This is a genomic window from Microcoleus sp. T2B6 (assembly GCF_036700475.1).
In the GTDB taxonomy this organism is placed as follows: Bacteria; Cyanobacteriota; Cyanobacteriia; order Cyanobacteriales; family Microcoleaceae; genus Microcoleus.
The window spans coordinates 1-18,025 of sequence record NZ_JAUBOZ010000027.1 but is presented as its reverse complement, the minus strand read 5'-3'; the positions used below and the strand labels follow the sequence as shown (position 1 = coordinate 18,025).

Annotated in this window: 9 protein-coding genes; 2 read left to right on the top strand and 7 right to left on the bottom strand. The window is 45.6% G+C overall.

Features of this window, described 5'->3' with window-relative positions; all coding sequences use genetic code 11:
* Positions 1-2: 2 nt before the first annotated feature.
* The 7 genes from QUA00_RS14375 to QUA00_RS14345 form a co-directional block, all read right to left on the bottom strand.
* Positions 3-3,713 carry a PAS domain S-box protein gene (locus QUA00_RS14375; RefSeq protein WP_333410041.1) on the bottom strand — a complete coding sequence of 1,237 codons (3,711 nt, stop codon included), beginning with the start codon at positions 3,711-3,713 and terminating at the stop codon, positions 3-5.
* 83 nt (positions 3,714-3,796) lie between these two features.
* Positions 3,797-6,583: an adenylate/guanylate cyclase domain-containing protein gene (locus QUA00_RS14370; protein WP_333410040.1), complete on the bottom strand. Its 2,787-nt coding sequence runs from the start codon at positions 6,581-6,583 to the stop codon at positions 3,797-3,799.
* Between the two features lie 168 nt (positions 6,584-6,751).
* On the bottom strand, positions 6,752-8,308 hold the full coding sequence (locus tag QUA00_RS14365) for a PAS domain-containing sensor histidine kinase (RefSeq protein ID WP_333410039.1): 1,557 nt from the start codon (positions 8,306-8,308) through the stop codon (positions 6,752-6,754).
* Entirely contained in the window at positions 8,305-8,841 is a 537-nt protein-coding gene (locus QUA00_RS14360) for a Rab family GTPase (RefSeq protein WP_333305700.1), read from the bottom strand. Before QUA00_RS14360 ends, QUA00_RS14365 begins: the two co-directional genes overlap by 4 nt.
* Positions 8,842-8,843: 2 nt before the next feature.
* Positions 8,844-11,543: an OmpA family protein gene (locus tag QUA00_RS14355; protein ID WP_333410038.1), complete on the bottom strand. Its 2,700-nt coding sequence runs from the start codon at positions 11,541-11,543 to the stop codon at positions 8,844-8,846.
* 6 nt (positions 11,544-11,549) lie between these two features.
* Positions 11,550-12,158: a hypothetical protein gene (locus QUA00_RS14350; protein ID WP_333143226.1), complete on the bottom strand. Its 609-nt coding sequence runs from the start codon at positions 12,156-12,158 to the stop codon at positions 11,550-11,552.
* 170 nt (positions 12,159-12,328) lie between these two features.
* Positions 12,329-12,538 (bottom strand): hypothetical protein, encoded by a 210-nt coding sequence (locus QUA00_RS14345; protein ID WP_333410037.1) that lies wholly within the window; start codon positions 12,536-12,538, stop codon positions 12,329-12,331.
* Positions 12,539-13,281: 743 nt separating this feature from the next.
* On the opposite strand from QUA00_RS14345, the gene alaS reads away from it, so the two are divergent.
* Together alaS and QUA00_RS14335 are read left to right on the top strand one after the other, a co-directional pair.
* Positions 13,282-15,942: an alanine--tRNA ligase gene (gene alaS / locus QUA00_RS14340; protein WP_333410036.1), complete on the top strand. Its 2,661-nt coding sequence runs from the start codon at positions 13,282-13,284 to the stop codon at positions 15,940-15,942.
* 303 nt (positions 15,943-16,245) lie between these two features.
* A complete protein-coding gene (locus QUA00_RS14335) occupies positions 16,246-17,997 on the top strand; it encodes a tetratricopeptide repeat-containing protein (RefSeq protein ID WP_333410035.1) in 1,752 nt (583 codons plus the stop codon).
* Positions 17,998-18,025 lie beyond the last annotated feature (28 nt).

The following is an 18,025-nucleotide window of genomic DNA, read 5'->3' as shown; positions in this document are numbered from 1 at the left end:
CATTACAATCTTTGAAAGTAGTTTAACTCGTTGAATTTCAAGTGAAAAGATGTACCAAATTCTCTGGAGATTTCGATGGTTCCTTCTAACTGCTCGGTTAAAGTGCAGACAACTTGAAAGCCCATCGACTGAGTTTTCCGAAAATCTAAGTTTTCAGGAAAGCCAATGCCGTTGTCCTTAACTAAGAGGTTGATTTCTCGATCGCCCGTTTGATAGCATTCTACACTAACTGTACCAGTTCTGCCATCAGGAAAGGCGTGTTTCAGGGTATTTGAAACCAATTCATTGGCAATTAAACCGCAGGGAGTAGCGGTTTCAAGATTTAAGGAAATTGGCTCAGCTAATACCTGCAACTGAATTCGGTTGTTGCTAATATTGTAAGAGTGAAACAAGTTACTTACCAAATCTTCTAGATATTCGCCAAAATTAATTTGCGCTAGGTTAGTCGAACGGTACAGTTTTTCGTGAATCAGAGCCATAGAATAAAGGCGATTCTGACTTTCTTCAAACATTTTGCTTACTTGCGGGTCGGCAACTGTGTTCGATTGCAATTCTAACAGACTGGCAACTACGCAGAGGTTGTTTTTGACGCGGTGGTGAATTTCTTTGAGCAAAATTTCTTTTTCTTTGAGGGAGTTTTTCAAATTTGCTTCTGCTTGTTTGCGATCGCTCAGTTCAGCTTGCAGTTGCTGGTAAAGTAGAGATTGCTGAATGGCGATCGCCAATTGATTCACCAACTGCTGAAATAAATTAATTTCCCATTCTTTCCAATCACGAGGGCGATCGCATTGGTGGGCAATTAGCAATCCCCAAAGTTGGCTGTGCTGAAGAATCGGCACTACTAACTTTGCCCTAACTTGAATCTCTTTCATAAACTGGGCCACACAAGGTTTCAGGGACGGCTCATCTAGTTCGGAGATCGCACAAATTCGCCCTCGTAAATAAAGCTGATAACTTTCAGCCGGAAAAGCCTCTTGGTCAAAACATCTATCCACAAGTTGGCTGCATCCTTCTGCCACGGCTTCAGCAATTACTCGCCCGCCGCTTTTGGGTAAAATTTGATAAATCAAAACTCGATCGGCTAATAATACTTGCTGGAGTTCGGCAACGGTAGTGTTGAGAATTTCCTCTAATTGCAAAGACTGGCGCACACGACGGGCGATCGCCTCCACAAGCCGTTCTTGCTCGAACTGCTGCCCCCTAGCGAGTTCGGCGTATTTAGAATTGCTGATATCAGCGGCATAACCAATAATTTCGATCGGAATACCCCTGCTGTTAACCAATAGTTTTAGTTCCGTCCTTAGCCAGCGGTAAATTCCGTCTTGGTGTAGAAAACGGTACTCGCAAATGCAATTGTTTTCCTCGGACAAATCGGAAAAATTTAATAGAAATTGTGGCCGATCTTCCGGGTGAATTCGGATCGACCAAAATTTAGAATCAGCTAACACTTCTTGCGGCTCGTAGCCAACGATTGTCTGAACGTTGTCGCTGATGTAAGTAGTACAAAATTCCCCGGTCGGTGCGGCGGTAAAAATTACCGCCGGATTAGAACCCAATAAAAATTGCAGGCGTTCTTTTAACTGCTGAAATTCGATTTCTGCCCGCTTACGATAACTGATATCTTCGATCGCCCCCATGCTGTAGAGAGGAATGCCCTCGCGATCGCGGATCAGCGTCACCGTCAAGTTTGCCCACATCAGCTCGCCATTCTTCTTAATCAAGCGTTTTTCCCTTTGGAAGCGAGAAATATTGCCACACATTAACTGCTTGACTTCCTCTACATCTGCTTGTAAATCTTCTGGATGCGTGAGTTCACTAAAAGTCATGCTAGCCAACTCCGAATCGCTGTAGCCCAACATCTGGCGGTGAGCTTCATTCACTTTGATGGTGCGGTAGTCGCGCACGCTTGCCAAACCAAGCGCGATGGGAGCATCGTCAAATAAGTTGCGAAACTTTTCCTCGCTCTTTTGCAGTGCAGCTTCTGCGTGTTTGCGAGCGGTAATGTCTCTGGCGACCCACATCACCCGATCGATCTCCAGTGGCGAAATACTGGCATCAAACCAAAACAACTTGCAGCCAATTTCCATCCTGTATTCAATTCTGTGGGTTTCCCCAGATGCCAATGTTTGGCGAATGTGGCCGAGGGCAAAATTAGCTTCCGCTTCTGGGAAGATTTCGGCGAGGGTTTTGCCGATCACTTCAGGAGCCGGTTTGTACAGCAGTTCGGGAGCCGTGGGGGCGATTTTGAGGTAGCGGCCGCTTGCGTCGAAAACCAGCACGATATCCGTCATGGCATTAAACAGCGCTACCAGTTCGGCTTCGGATTTTTGGAGTTTTTCTTCGGTCAATTTGCGATCGGTAATGTCGGTGTCAGTGCCAGTCAGGCGCAAGGCCTTGCCAGAAGCCGATCGGATCGCGCTGCCGCGGGCAAGTATCCAGCAGATGCTGCCGTCTTTACGCACCATCCGGTGTTCTACTTCATAAATTTCTGTCAAACCCTCTAGATAAGCATTTACTGCGTCGGCGACTGCAACTCGATCGTCGGGATGAACGTGAGATGCCCAATTTTCCATGCGGTTGGGAATCTCTGCGTCCTGATAGCCCAACAAAGCTTTCAAAGAGGGAGCAATGTAGATTTCATCGGTTTCCAAATTCCAGTCCCAAACCCCCACTTTGCCGGCCGATACTGCCATTTCGTACCATTGTGTCCGCTGCTGCACTCTCCGTTCTAACTCTGCATTGAGCTGCTGCAAAGCGATTTCTGCTTGTTTGCGATCCGTGACATCCCGGCCTGCTGCTTGATACTCGACGATTTGTCCGCTGTCGTTGAATATAGCCCGATCGATCCACTGCTGCCAGCGAATTTCCCCGCTCGGCAAAATTACTCGGTGTTCGCAGGTAAAAATAGGGTTTTCGGGAGACACAGAAGTATATTGCTGTTGAAAAATTTCTCGGTCTGCTTCTGGCAGCAGCGACATGAAGCATTTGCCGAGTAAGTCGAACTGCTGCAGGCCGAAATAACGGCAGTAAGCTTGATTGACAAAAGTTATTTTACCGTTGGGGAGGTAGCGGCAAATCAGTTCGGTTTGGTCTTCCACAATCGCCAGGTAGCGCGCCTCGCTCTGCCGCATGGCATTTTCGGCATTTTTGCGATCGCTGACTCGTTTTTCTAGTTCACAATTTCCGTCTAACAGTTCGCATTGTTCCTGGAGTTTTGCCGCTTCTTGGTGCAGTGCCTCCATCCAGCTATACATTGCTGGGCGAATCCTTTTTTCACTGATTAAACCTACTGGCTGACCCCGTTCATCTACAATTGGCAAACAATCGATCGAGTATTGACAAAATAGCTTGTATGCGGTAGTAATATCCCTAAATTCTGATTCTTGTAAGACAATTAAATTCCGCGTCATTGCGTCGGCAACTTTCATGCCTTGCCATCCGTATTCGGCCGCGGCTAAGTTCAGCACATCTTCCGGGCTTAGCAGTCCCACTAGCTGATTTTCATCGACAACTAAGAGGCAACTAATCGGTGCTTTTACAGTTTCGTTTGAGTCGGGAAGTGCAGGTGAATTAGGCAGTGGGCAAGGGTTGCTCGCCCGACGCATCAGGGCGATCGCATCACCGAGGCAAGTTGAGGGCGCAACCGTGGCAGGATGCCGATCGACAGCTTCGTCGGGCGATCGTAAATTGGCCGACAAATTAGCAAGTTCCATTAGTCTTGGTCAAAAAGTATTGCTAATTAACTTTAGCAACACTTGTAGTCATCAGCCAGATGACTGATGACTGATGACCGGCCTTATATTTTGCCAATGAGCAGATAAGTTTTCATGGCCCCTTTGCCTTTAACTTGAATAGTTCCCCGCTCCTGAAATACATATTTGTGTTCTAATAACTTATAAGTAGTTTCGCTGACTTGAATCCGCCAAGGCAAACCGTGAGATTCCATGCGGGAAGCAATATTTACTGTGTCGCCCCACAAATCGTAAATAAACTTTTTGATGCCAATTACTCCGGCAACAACCGGGCCGCTGTGAATGCCGATGCGGATGCTAAAATATTTATTATGGCTAGCATTAAATCTGGCTATTTCTGCTTGCATATCTAGTGCCATTTGGGCGATCGCCTCTGCGTGGTCTGGCCTGGGTTCAGGCAGTCCTCCTACTGCCATGTATGCGTCGCCGATGGTCTTGATTTTCTCTAGGCCGTGCCGTTCGCACAAAAGGTCGAATCCTGAGAAAATCTTATTGAGGAGCTCCACGAGGTCGATCGGATTCATGACTGCAGACAAAGCAGTAAACCCCACAATGTCGGCGAACAAAACAGTCACTTCAGGAAAGTATTCGGCAATAGTAGTTTCGTTTTGCTTGAGGCGTTCTGCTATTGCCTTGGGCAAGATATTTAACAGCAGCTTTTCGGATTTTTCTTGTTCTTCCCGCAGGGCATCTTCTGCTTGTTTTCGTTCCGTAATGTCGTGGTAACTCCAGACTCTGCCGATAATTGTATCTCCCAGCCGCTGCGGTTGCGAATAGCGTTCAAAAAATCTGCCGTCTTGAAATTCCAACAAGTCGTAACTTTCGGCTTCGGGCTGCTCGTAAAGCGATTGTATTCTTTCTTCAAATGCTAGGGAGTCTTTGAGTTGGTTCAGCACAAAGGCGATCGTTGTGGCGTCGTCTCGCAGTGCCATCACTTCATCAGTTATGCCCCACATTTCCACAAATTGTCGATTGAAAGTGACTATTTTTCCGTTCCTGTCATTGGCTAAAATACCGTCCGCAGTAGAATCAAAAGTTGCTAGCAGCAGGGACACAGATTTTGCTAGGGCGTCTTCGGCTATTTTTCGTGCAGTAATGTCTCGCAAGATAGCGCGAATCGCTACTAGCGAACCTGTCGCAAATTTACAGCTTATGCTGCCTTCCAGCAAAATATTTTCATGATATTTAGTAATAAATGTTAGTTCAATAGAGTCGGGATACAGTGTAGTTTCATTGACCGTTTTTTGGATAATAGCTTGATATAATATATCCAGATAATCTGGCGAACTGTTCGGATGAATGATATCAAAAACCGTCATTTGAGCAATTTCTGCTTCGCTGTAGCCCAGAGTTTCCCGCCAAGCCCGATTTACATACAAAAAATGACCGTCCGCTCCTATACTTTGGATTAAGTCAGTAGCATTTTCAAATAAGTCTCGCAGTTGTTCTTCGCTTTCCCGCAAAGCTATTTCCGCTTGCTTGCGCTTGATAAATTGACCGATTTGGCTACCGATTGTCGCCATTGTCTGGAGCAATTCTTCATCAAAACACTGCACTTCGCGGCTGAAAAAGGTCATCACCCCCAACACATATCTTGCAGAATTTTCCTGCTCGTAGCCACCCAAAATTGGGAAACCAAAAGCTCCGTGCAGTCCTTCTTCAGCAGCGATTTCTCGGCGCAGACAACTGTCACTTTTTGTGACATCTGCAATCCACTGAGCTGAACCGCTAGCCCAAACGAAACCGGGCAATCCTTCGCCCAACGCACAAGTCATTTGTTTGGTAAATTCGGCAAATTTGGGGATAGAAACTGAGCGTTTTGTCCAACTGGCGACGCACCGAAGCAAATTGGGATCGGAAACCGCAGTTATTCTCTTAGTTTCTGACAGCAGTTTTTCCCCGGATTCTGGCATCCAAAGTTCGACGGTATCCCATCCCAAGCTGTCACAAATTACGGGGAGAATTGCTGCTATAGCTTTTTTGATTGTTTCGGATGCCGACAGGATGCGAGTGGCGACGTACTGAGTTATTTGTCGCTTGCGGGCGCGCTGTCTATCTGTGACATCGCGGCCGATGTACACGAAATCTTGAAGGGCGGGCCCAGAGCCAGAAAAACCTTTAATATCAGTCGAAATCGCCGTACAGGAAAACGAAACTGTTAGCTTTTCTCCGCTTTTTGCCCTGCAAATTACTTCGGCGTGAGTTTGCAATTGTTGAGACTCCTCTTGGCTGACTGCTTGCAAAGAGGAGCCAAAAGCAGCAATAGCGTCTATTTGCTGCCCTACTAATTCTGATTCGCTGTAACCGAACAAATCTTGAGCAGCTTGATTGATTTTTTTAATTTTTCCCGATGCTGTTGTTACCAACAAAACTTCCGCCATTGAAGTAATAATTTTTTCAACATAATTATTAGTAGCAGCTAAGGTACTCAATAAAATATCCATTTCATTGGTAGCTTGGACGAGAGTTTGTTCTAAAGCCATCCTGTCGGTTACGTCTTGAAAAAATATAATTAATCTCTGATAATTCTCGTCATTGGTGAACTCCACGATATACATATCAAAATAAAGCCGCGAACCATTTTCTAATAGTCGCGTCATCGCTTTTAATTCAAAATTTGGCAAACGTTTTTCAAAAATATCGATTAAAATTTCTTCAGTTCCCACCAATTCTGGAAAGGGAATGCGAACATCGTTGCCGGCGACTACTTCGTCGGGACAGTCGGCAAACCGCTGCACTTGCAGAGAGATTTCTTGGATTAAAAAGTCTTTATCCAGTGCTAGGTATTCCAAGTGGTGGGGAACTAACAGTTTTTTTAACAAGGTTTTCATTTGAGATTCTTAGTAGTGAATGCGCCCTGTGTATCGAATTATCGAAAATCAATCTATAGCGGTTCTCCATCTTGGTGAGGTATGCCCACGGAGGCCTATGCCCTATGCCCAGGGAGGCCTATGCCCTATGCCCGCGAGAGCACCTCATGTTACTGAGAAAGGCTATATTTATCTCTGTTTCTCAAAGGGAATTCTGACTATAAAGGTAGTGCCTAACCCTATCTCGCTGGAAAATTCGATTTGACCTCCGTGCAAATCTACACACTGCTTGACTATGGATAAACCCAGTCCTGTACCGGGTATTTTTCCGACATTTTTCGCTCGATAATAAGATTCAAAGAGTTGTTCCTGGTCTTCGAGAGGAATGCCAATGCCTGCATCTTTAATTTTAAATATAGCTTCTTCATTATTCTGACAATTTAATTCCAAATAAATATGGCTGTCGAGGGGCGAATATTTGACAGCATTTGACAGCAAATTTGTCAATATGTGCCGCAGCAATTTTGGATCTAGTGCGGGCAACTGTTGCGTTTCCTGCGAGTCGCTATCATCTTTTTTCGCTGGCGTAACTAATTCTTGATAAATAAAGTTAATTGTATGATTTTTTCCATAACTAATTGTAATTGATTCTACTAACTCGCTGCAAAATTGTTTTAAGTCAACTGGTGCGGGATAGAATTCGAGTTTTCCTGCTTCGGCGCTGCTGAGCAACCGCACGTCATCTAATAGCTGAGCCATGTGTTTAGATGCGGATTTAACGTGTGCGAGGTATTCTTGTTTTTCCTCGTGGGTGATTTCGTCGCCGTAGTCTTGGAGGATTTTAGTAGCAAATAATATTGTATTTAAAGGATTGCCAAATTCGTGAGCAATCATCGAGAAAAAACGAGATTTTACCTGTCTGAGTTCTTGCTCTTTTGCCAAAGAGCGGCGAATTTCTATTTCTTGTTGTTTGCGTTCTGTGATGTCCCTGCCTATATAAATTAAATCGTAAAGTCCCTCTAATTCTGTCTGAATTGCCGAACAGGAAAATTCTACCCAAATTTCTTCTCCTGCTTTAGTAGTGCAGACTATTTCTAGTTCTCTACGCAGCTCTTTATGAGACAAAATATAGCGGTGGCGAGCTTGGGAGATTAAGGTTTCTTCTAGTAATATTAAAGACAGGGGCTGACCGATTAATTCTGCTTCGCTATACCCAAATAACCATTGGGACGATTGATTGATTCTTTTGATATTTCCTAATGTTGTTGTCACCAACAAAGCATCGCCCATCGAACGAATAACTTTATCTATATAATCTTTAGAAGCGGCTAAGGCACTAACCAAAAGATTAGCTTCATTCGCCCTCTGAATCAAGGATTGCTTCATTACCATCTTTTCGGTGGTATCTTCAATCAAAATTAGCAATTTACTTGGCACATATTCTTGTTCTTCTTCATATTTGATAGCCAACATATCAAAGTATAAAGGGCGGTTCGGGTCGGCAAACCGAGCGATACCTTTGATTTCAAAACCAGGGAGCCGTCCCATAATGATAGACATGAGGATATTTTCAATGCCAATCAGTTCAGGAAAACTCAGGCGAGCATCTGCACCTGGTATCGCGTCGCCCGGAGTATCGGCATAATTCTGCACTTCGGCGGAGGTTTCCTGAATGATGAAATGGTGATTTACTAGAAAATACTGTGTTTGTCGCGGGCCTAACAGCTTTCTTAACAGGGGGTTCATACTTGTTCTACCATTGTGTAAGCTAGTTTGTAGAAAATTTCGTCAACGTCTTTGCCGGTTTTAGCAGATGTCGTGCAAACTGCTATTACTTTGTCTTGACCTATCGCATGGGACATTTCCACTAGCAGCGCCAATTTTTCCTCGTCAATTAAGTCTACTTTGTTCAAAGCGACGATAATTGACCCTTTAGGATTGACGGAAGAATAAAGCTGAATGTGTTCGGAGATTCGCTCAACTGTTTCGGATCGGCTGACATCGGCAACGATTAAAGCGCCACTAGCTCCCTGCAAGTAAGTCGGTGCTATTCCTTTGAATTTTGTATGCCCTTCTAAGTCCCAAATCAGCAACTGTGCAGTCACGTTTTCCCGCTGTTTTACGTTTTCTAATTCTACGTTTTTGCGAGAAATTTTTACTCCCACGGTGGAGAGGTATTGGTCGGTGAATTGCCGATCGACAAAACGGCGGATCAGGCTGGTTTTGCCCACGCCAAAATCGCCGATCATACACATTTTTTTAGATATAGTAACTGACATAATTATTTACTGTTTATGGTGTTAGTTATTGGTTCAAATACCACGCATCTGCTTAAAAGTCGTGGTTGATTGGGTTCCACGTCGGCAGGAGGATGGGGGATGCCAACCGTTTGGAGGCGCTTTGGGTCAGCACCCTGCCGCACTAAAGCATCTCGCACTGCTGCGGCACGCCTCAGCGACAACTGTTGATTTGTAGAAATTTCCCCAGTTCGATCGCTGTGCCCAATTATCTTAATCTGTTTTTGAGGATATTGATCCATGAATTTTTTGACACTGGCGATGATTTCTTCATGTGTAGAGTCTAATTTTGTGGTTCCTGGCTCGAAGTAGATGCGGGTTGTAATTTTCAGGGGTTCTAATTTAACTGTGCTTATTACCGACTGAACACCGGGAATTTGCTTCAGGGACTTAGCTATTTTCTGTCCGTCTGCACCCTCTCTAACTGTGCCCTCTACAGTAACTTTACGATCGCCATACCGCGTAGAAATAGAAACGCCCTCTTTCTGATTCAAAACGGCGGTAATCCGCTGCACCTCGGCCGCAGTCAAAACTGGATCTGGGGGGACATCTACAGCTAGAATTCTATTATCTAATTGCAATTTCGGTGCAGTTGATGCGGCTATTTTTTCGGCTTGTGCCCGCAATTCTTGATTTGGCAACTTGCCGGTTAGCTTTAAAGTTTTGCCATCAACTGCAACATCTAAGCGGTAAACTGCTAATTCGGGAGTGGATGCTAAAGCTGCGATGGCATTTGCTTCGAGGCGGCGCTCAACGCTGCTGCGGTACTGATAAATTCCCCAAGGTACTAAGATTAAGCTCAAGGCGGCTAAACCGATCGCCGCTAGGGCGATCGGGGGTTTTGTTGATTTTTCCGTTTGTAGCGGATCGAATAAACTTTTTATGTACGGGTGCAGCGACTCCGGTATAGTACCGGGGTCGCCGTTAAACTCGTGAATTACTTTAGCATAATTAAGGATGAGATTAGTAACGGTTTGTCGTATTTTTTTGATGAATAAGTGGGGCGGTTCTCCTTTAATCACGACGGCCATGTAGCAATATCCCGCTACTTCTAGGATAATTTTTGAGTCGCCGTATTCAATTTGATTGAGTTCGGAAGATTCTCCCGGCTGCACGATGCACTCGTTAACAAAGCTGCGAATAGCTGTGAGCATTCCGGCTACCATTTCTGATTCTAACTGGTAGCTTTCTGAGTTTTGATCTTCGGAAATAATCAAGCCTGATGCTTTATGAATTAAGAATGCTGCTTGGACGGTAAAGGGTATTGATTCTTTGAGGATTAATTCAGCTTCGGAGACTCCTTGTACTTTGGAGCGAATTTTTCTTTTGAATCCTTCGACGCTGATGGCATTTGACACTTTTTCATTGATTGTCTTGATAGCTTCTGCCATGTATCGGGAAATTGTACTGCCAATTACGGGATAGAGCGCATCCACCATAGAGTCGCGTTCGAGTTTTATTTGGGCTGTAATCGCTTTGCCCATTTCCGGTGCGAGGGCTTGAGCGATCGACTCTTGGTCAAGGCGAATTTGCTCTTTAATGGCCAGACCGATTTCTGGGGCGATCGCCTTAGCAATATCCGCTGGGGAATTCACTATTTGTTGAGCAAGTGCGTCGGGAAGCAGCTCAGCTATTGCCGCACTCATTGCCGACTTGTTTTCCTGAGTTTTTGCCCTAATCACTTCGTCAATAATGGGCACGATCGCCTTAACAACTTCTTCCCTGGAATCGGCCACTTTGCGGCTGAGAATTTCTGCGATCCAAGGCAGCATCAACTCAATCAACTCTTGGGGCTCGTAGATTTGGTGCTCCAATTTTCCTAATTTATCGTCGATTGTGGCCATCAGGTGGCGCACCCCCGGCAAATCGTTTTCTGCCAGCAGATTTTTGACTTGCTCGATATCCGACATTTTTGAGCCGAACATCAGATTTTGCAGCCTTTCCATCGCGGTGTCGGCTTCATTTAAATCCTGTTTAATTTGTCCTAATATTTCTGCTGGCTGTTCTCGTAAGTTTGGGATTTCTAGATCCGAAGCCACTGCAGCATCTAAATATCCCTTTTCTGGTGGCTTTGAGACTGTGGAAACTATGGGATTATCGGGAATTTCCGATGGTTTTGACTCGGTTTCGGGAGCGGAAAAATCCTGTAAATGCCGATCGAACCCGTGGGATTCTTGAGCCTGTACTTCCTGTATAGAATCTTTCATTGTCAAGTTAGACAATTCCTCGACAGGCTGTGATCCCTTCTCCAAATCCGGCTGGGCGATCGCTGAAACATCTATAGTTTTAGCTGAGGAATAGTCTTTTTCCAGTTCTGAAGTGTTGAGTTTGTGAGTAGCCCACAGCAAACTTTTGAACTCGTCTGCAACAGCCGGCGTATCGCCAGACTCCGGTTTGCGATCGCCCGTTTCCGGCACACCCGCTGCAACTTCCCCTGGCGCTTGCTCAGAAATACCTAACAAATCCATCAACCCGCCGAGGGCCCCAGCTTGATTTTTTTCGTCGCTGCTGTCATCTTCGGGATCTGCATTTTGCTGGTTTGAACCCGCAATAATTTTGAGATCGACTAACAGATTCAGCAAGGGTTCTAGCTGGGTTGCTGCAGATGCAGCAGACTCGTCAGGTTGAGAAACAAAACCCTCTAACTCATTTTCGTCAGCCGGATTTTCTTTCGGTAAAGCCATGCGTTATTATCCGTTATGGTGGCGCTCCGGCAACAGAAATTCGGTATTTAACTTATTATCCGCAACGCCTTTAAGTTCGGGTACAAATTCTGTTCCTTTGAGCCTCATGCCGAGTTCAAACAGAATTTCTGCCATGTCGTCTCTAGAAACTTTAACATCTCTGAGCATAGAAAAGCGACGATCGAGTTCTTCAAACACTTGTGTTTTCAAAGTGCGGCTTTCTTCAGATAGTCGATCTCTGGTTTTGGAGAGTTCGTCGCGAAGCGAACTGGTTTGATTGTCTATAGCCTCGTCGAGGGCTTCCACGCTGCTGGAGAATTTGCGGTTAATGCGATCGACTTGCTGACGGATATCTGCGCTTTCTTCTTGGGTGTTTGAGGTGAGCGATTTAACTTTCTTTTCTAACGAATCAACTGCAGCCCTCATTTCTCCTGAAAGAACTGTTCTTACTTGTTCGATGCGAGTTTGCATATCTTGCTGCATCATCGACAAGTCGGAATCTATTTTATCGAAGCGATTGTCGTATTCTCTAAGCTGCGCTCCAAAAATGATATCGCGGATCTGGTCGATATTTCCCAGCCGTTCGCGCATTTCTTCTTTAGTTATTTCGGGCATACTTTTACCTGGAATCTCTGGACATTGTGAGTTTAAGAACTGTGCTAGTGATTTACTACCGTTGTGGGTGGCACTAGCTTTTTTGAGTGGGCGGGCTTTTATTGTTTGAACTCTCACTCCTGCGTCGGGGATGGGATTTTTTAGAGTTTTGACTCTAAATATCCTGAGATTCAAATTTTTGAGCCTGGTCTTGTCACCAAAAATGGCGGTTGGCTATCCTTGGCTTGCAGCAAGCTAATAGAAGCGTAGATTTTGCTGCTATACAGCACAGCGGGGAAGGTTTTAAGGTCTTGAGTGACATCCTCAATGATATCCCATCTTGACAGTGCCTCATACCACAGCGCTGGAGTCCCGGCAAAAAGCGGGTGGGCTTGCTCCACGTCCCATTATATATAATATATAACTCAAAAGCTGCACAGATCGCTCGCCGATCGCCTCACAGGGAAGTTTTCTTTCAGCAGAAACCACTTATACAGCCGAACTCGGCCCCTCTCTCCCCCTCGAAGCCTCTTCTCCTGCGAGGCCCTATAAAAATTCATAGGGCCCGATCGACAGCGACCAGACCCAATAATATGAGAGCTTTGTTTTTTCTAACAAACGAGATGTGTTTCCGATTGAGAACTGTTACTTACTAGGGTTTACAACTTGTGCAGCTTTACTTTTAATCCGCTACCACAATAAGTCTGACTCGACTGCGGTTTGGCTTGACTGCTCGATCGGCAGTTCGCCACTATTCCAAGTTGTGTTCGGTTAATTTCTGCTGCGCCTCGGAATCTAGACCGGAGACACCATGCCTATATCCTCGAACTTTCTTTCTAAATATAGCGACATCCTTTCTCTTTCTGTCCCGGTGTCTATTATTAAGTTAGCATGGCCTTTCGGAGGAGTAAAGCACTATTTGCAAAACTTGATAGGTCTTTACATTACTAAGTATAATGATATGAATATCCAAATAGATGTAAGTTAGCACTCACGCACTCCGAACAAAGAAACCGGGTTTTTTCACCGAGATTGAGGATTTTAAGCAAGTATTTTGGTTGAAAAACCCGGTTTCTGGACACCCGTGCAAAAGTCCTATAAATTCTATTGTTGCTACATCTTTACATTCTTAACAGTTCTTGTCATGACTATTTCTCCTAAGTTTCTCAGTGGCAGCCAAATCCGCCAAACATTCCTCGACTTTTATGCTCAGCGGGGACATAAGATGTTGCCGAGTGCTTCTTTGGTGCCCGAAGATCCGACGGTGTTGCTGACGATCGCCGGAATGCTGCAATTCAAGCCGATATTTCTCGGACAGCGCACCGCCGAATCACCGCGCGCCACGACTTCTCAAAAGTGCATCCGCACCAACGACATCGAAAATGTCGGCCGCACCGCCCGCCACCACACGTTTTTTGAGATGTTGGGTAACTTCAGTTTCGGGGATTATTTCAAGAAACAGGCGATCGCCTGGGCGTGGGAACTTTCCACCGAAGTTTTCGGTTTACCAGCGTCGAATTTGGTTGTTAGTGTTTTCCGAGAAGATGACGAAGCTTTTGCGATTTGGCGCGATGAAATTGGCATTCCGGGCGATCGCATTCAGCGCATGGGAGAAGAGGACAATTTCTGGCAATCCGGCCCGACTGGCCCCTGCGGCCCGTGTTCGGAGATTTACTATGATTTTCACCCAGAAAGAGGCGACCATATTGACCTCGAAGATGATAGCAGGTTTATCGAATTCTACAACCTGGTTTTCATGCAGTACAATAAGGATGCAGAGGGCAATTTAACACCGCTGCAAAATCAAAATATTGATACTGGCATGGGACTGGAACGGATGGCGCAAATCCTCCAGAAAGTCCCCAATAATTACGAAACAGATTTGATTTTTCCGATCATTCAATCGGCGGCGGAAATTGCCGGGATTGATTACCACAATAGCGATGAAAAAGTCAAGGTTTCGCTGAAAGTAATTGGCGACCATATTCGGGCTGTGGTGCACATGATTGCGGACGAAATTCGCGCGTCGAATGTGGGTCGGGGTTACATTTTGCGCCGGTTGATTCGCCGGGTGGTGCGCCACGGGCGACTGATTGGAATTCAGGGCGAATTTACGGTGCGGGTGGCTGAAAGTGCGATCGCCCTTTCGGAAGCTGCTTATCCGAACGTGCGACTGCGGGAAGCTCAAATTAAGGCGGAATTGGCAAGGGAAGAAGCGCAGTTTCTCAAGACTTTGGAACGCGGAGAGAAGCTGCTGGAGGAAATTGTCGATCGCACAAAACAGCAAACCAACCAACAAATCAGCGGTAAAGATGCTTTCACTCTTTACGATACCTACGGTTTCCCCTTAGAACTGACTCAAGAAATTGCTGAGGAACAGGGAATTACTGTGGATTTGGACGGCTTTGAAGCGGCGATGAAGGAACAGCAAATTCGCGCTAAAGATGCTCGCCAAACAATCGATTTGACCGTGCAGGGTTCTTTGGATAAGTTGGCTGAAACAATCCAGGGAACGGAGTTTGTTGGTTATGCTGAATTGTCGAGTTTAGCTGAGGTGGAAGTTATCTTGGTTGACGGCAAATCTGTGGAGGAAGCAGCCGCCGATACTGAGGTACAAGTTGTTTTGAACCAAACGCCGTTTTATGCTGAATCCGGCGGACAAATAGGGGATAAAGGTTATTTGAACGGCAGCATTCAGGGAGAGAATGGAGAGGGTTTGTTGGTAAGAGTTGATGATGTGAAGAAGGAATCGGATTTCTTCGTGCATTTCGGCTTTGTGGAACGGGGAACCCTGAGAGTTGGCGATAGTATTACTGCGAAAATTGACAATAGCGGTCGCCGCAGAATTCAGGCTAACCACACAGCAACTCACTTATTACAATCTGCTTTGCGGAAAATTGTGGACGATTCGATTTCGCAAGCTGGTTCGCTGGTATCGTCTGAGAGATTGCGATTTGATTTCAATTCTCCGCGCGCTGTCACAGCAGAAGAGTTGCAGAAAATTGAGGATTTAGTTAATAGTTGGATTGCTGAGGCGCACGCTGCTGAGGTTGCAGAAATGCCGATCGCCCTTGCGAGAGAAAAAGGCGCGACTGCGATGTTTGGCGAGAAGTACGGCGATGTGGTGCGGGTTATCGATTTTCCCGGCGTTTCGATGGAATTGTGCGGCGGAACTCACGTCAGCAATACCGCAGAAATCGGGCTGTTTAAGATTGTTTCGGAAGCGGGGGTAGCGGCGGGAACTCGCAGGATTGAAGCGGTTTCCGGTCAAGCTGTTTTGGACTATTTGAACGTGCGCGATAAGGTGGTGCGTGATTTGGGCGATCGATTTAAGGCGAAGCCTGAAGAATTGCCGAACCGGATTACTAATTTGCAGAATGAGTTGAAGGATACTCAGAAACATTTGGCTGCTGTCAAGTCGGAATTGGCGATCGCGAAATCCGACCAGTTGCTGAGTGCGGCTGAGGATCTCGGCGAATTCAAAATCATTGTAGCTCAATTGGGAGATGTGGATACAGAAGCGCTGAAAACTGCGGCGGAAAGATTGCAGCAAAAGTTAGGAAATGCTGCGGTTGTTTTGGCATCAATTCCTGAACCGGATAAGGTAAGTTTGGTGGCAGCTTTTAGTCCTGAAGTCAATAAAAAAGGATTGCAAGCTGGCAAGTTTATCGGGGGAATTGCTCAAATTTGCGGCGGAAAAGGCGGCGGGCGGCCGAATTTGGCGCAAGCTGGGGGACGCGATGCAAGTAAGTTGCAGGAAGCGTTGGAAAGTGCTCGCAATCTGTTAGTTGAAGGGTTGGGGTAATTCATCCCCGCGCCGAGTCCAGAAACCGGGTTTTTTCGACAATCATCGCCCAACACCCAAAAACTCCCAAAAACCCGGTTTCTTCATCCCCGCGCCGAGCCCAGAAACCGGGTTTTTTCGACAATCATCGCCCAACACCCGAAAACTCCCAAAAACCCGGTTTCTTCATCCCCGCGCCGAGCCCAGAAACCGGGTTTTTTCGACAATCATTGCCCAACACCCGAAAACTCCCAAAAACCCGGTTTCTTCATCTCCGGGCCGAGCCCAGAAAAAATGTATAGTATTTCAAACATGGGTAGTGCAATGAAAAGCAAAAAACCAACCTATTTCGACCTGATAGAATCCCTGATCAACTCCCCCAACGAGGAAGCACAAATCGCCATCCTGAAAGCCAAGGAAAAACGGATAGATGATGACTTTGCGGATTTTTTGCGTAAATGGGCAACTAAAATCATAGCAGAAAATAACTTCCGCCAAGCTAGAAAAATTATTATTAATATTTTCAACTTCAGTAACTTGATTCAAGAGTTTCCACTGGGTAGCAAAAGCAGCAATATGGAAATTGCCATTGCAGGATATGAGGTGGCACTGAAAATTTTTAACCCATATAATGATAGCGAAAAATGGGCGATGACTCAAAATAATTTGGCAAATGCTTACAGTGACAGAATCAAAGGAGAACGGGGTGAGAATATCGAAAGGGCGATCGCATTTTTTGAAGCAGCTTTACAAGTTCGTACCCGCGATGCTTTTCCCCAAGATTGGGCGATGACTCAAAATAATTTGGCTGCTACTTACAGTGACAGAATCAAGGGAGAACGGGGTGAGAATATCGAAAGGGCTATCGCCTTTTATGAAGCTGCTTTACAAGTTTACACCCGCGATGCTTTTCCCCAAGATTGGGCGATGACTCAAAATAATTTGGCAAATGCTTACAGTGACAGAATCAAAGGAGAACGGGGTGAGAATATAGAAAGGGCGATCGCATTTTATGAAGCTGCTTTACAAGTTTATACCCGCGATGCTTTTCCCCAACAATGGGCGATGACTCAAAATAATTTAGCAAATGCTTACAGTGACAGAATCAAAGGAGAACGGGGTGAGAATATAGAAAGGGCGATCGCATTTTATGAAGCAACTTTACAAGTTCGCACCCGCGATGCTTTTCCCCAACAATGGGGGACGACTCAAAATAATTTGGCAAATGCTTACAGTAAAAGAATCAAAGGAGAACGGGGTGAGAATATCGAAAGGGCGATCGCATTTTATGAAGCTGCTTTACAAGTTTATACCCGCGATGCTTTTCCCCAACAATGGGCGACGACTCAAAATAATTTGGCAAATGCTTACCGTAACCGAATCAAGGGAGAACGGGGTGAGAATATCGAAAAGGCGATCGCATTTTATGAAGCTGCTTTACAAGTTTACACCCGCGATGCTTTTCCCCAATATTGGGCGATGACTCAAAATAATTTGGCAAATGCTTACCGTAACCGAATCAAGGGAGAACGGGGTGAGAATATCGAAAAGGCGATCCAACTTTTTCAAGCAGCTTTAGAAGTTGACACTCCCACCGCTTTGCCAATTGATTGTCTGAGAACAGGCAGAAATCTAGGCAATTTAGGATTTGCAGAAAATTTGTGGGAAACAGCCATATTCGGCTACGAAAAAGCCATCGAAGCAGTCGAACAAAGCCGCGAGTGGATAACATCCGACAACCGCAAACGAGAAATCATCGAACAAAATCTCGATGTGTACGAAAAAATGATGCAATCCTGCATCAATCACCAACAATATGACAAAGCCCTGCAAACAATCGAACGCAGCAAATCCCGCTACCTAATCGAACTTTTCACCAACAGCGAAATCTACCCCAAAACAGCCACCGAAACCGAGAAACAGCAACTCCAAAACCTGCGCCGCCAAATCGCCGCCTCCCAACAACTCCTAGAAACAGAAACCCCATCTCCTCCCCCTCTTTCTCCCCCCCTTACCAAGGGGGGGCCGGCTTTCAGGGGTAGGTTTTTAATGATGACACCGGATTGGATAGTATAGAAACAGTGAGTTTTACACAGCTCCGGAG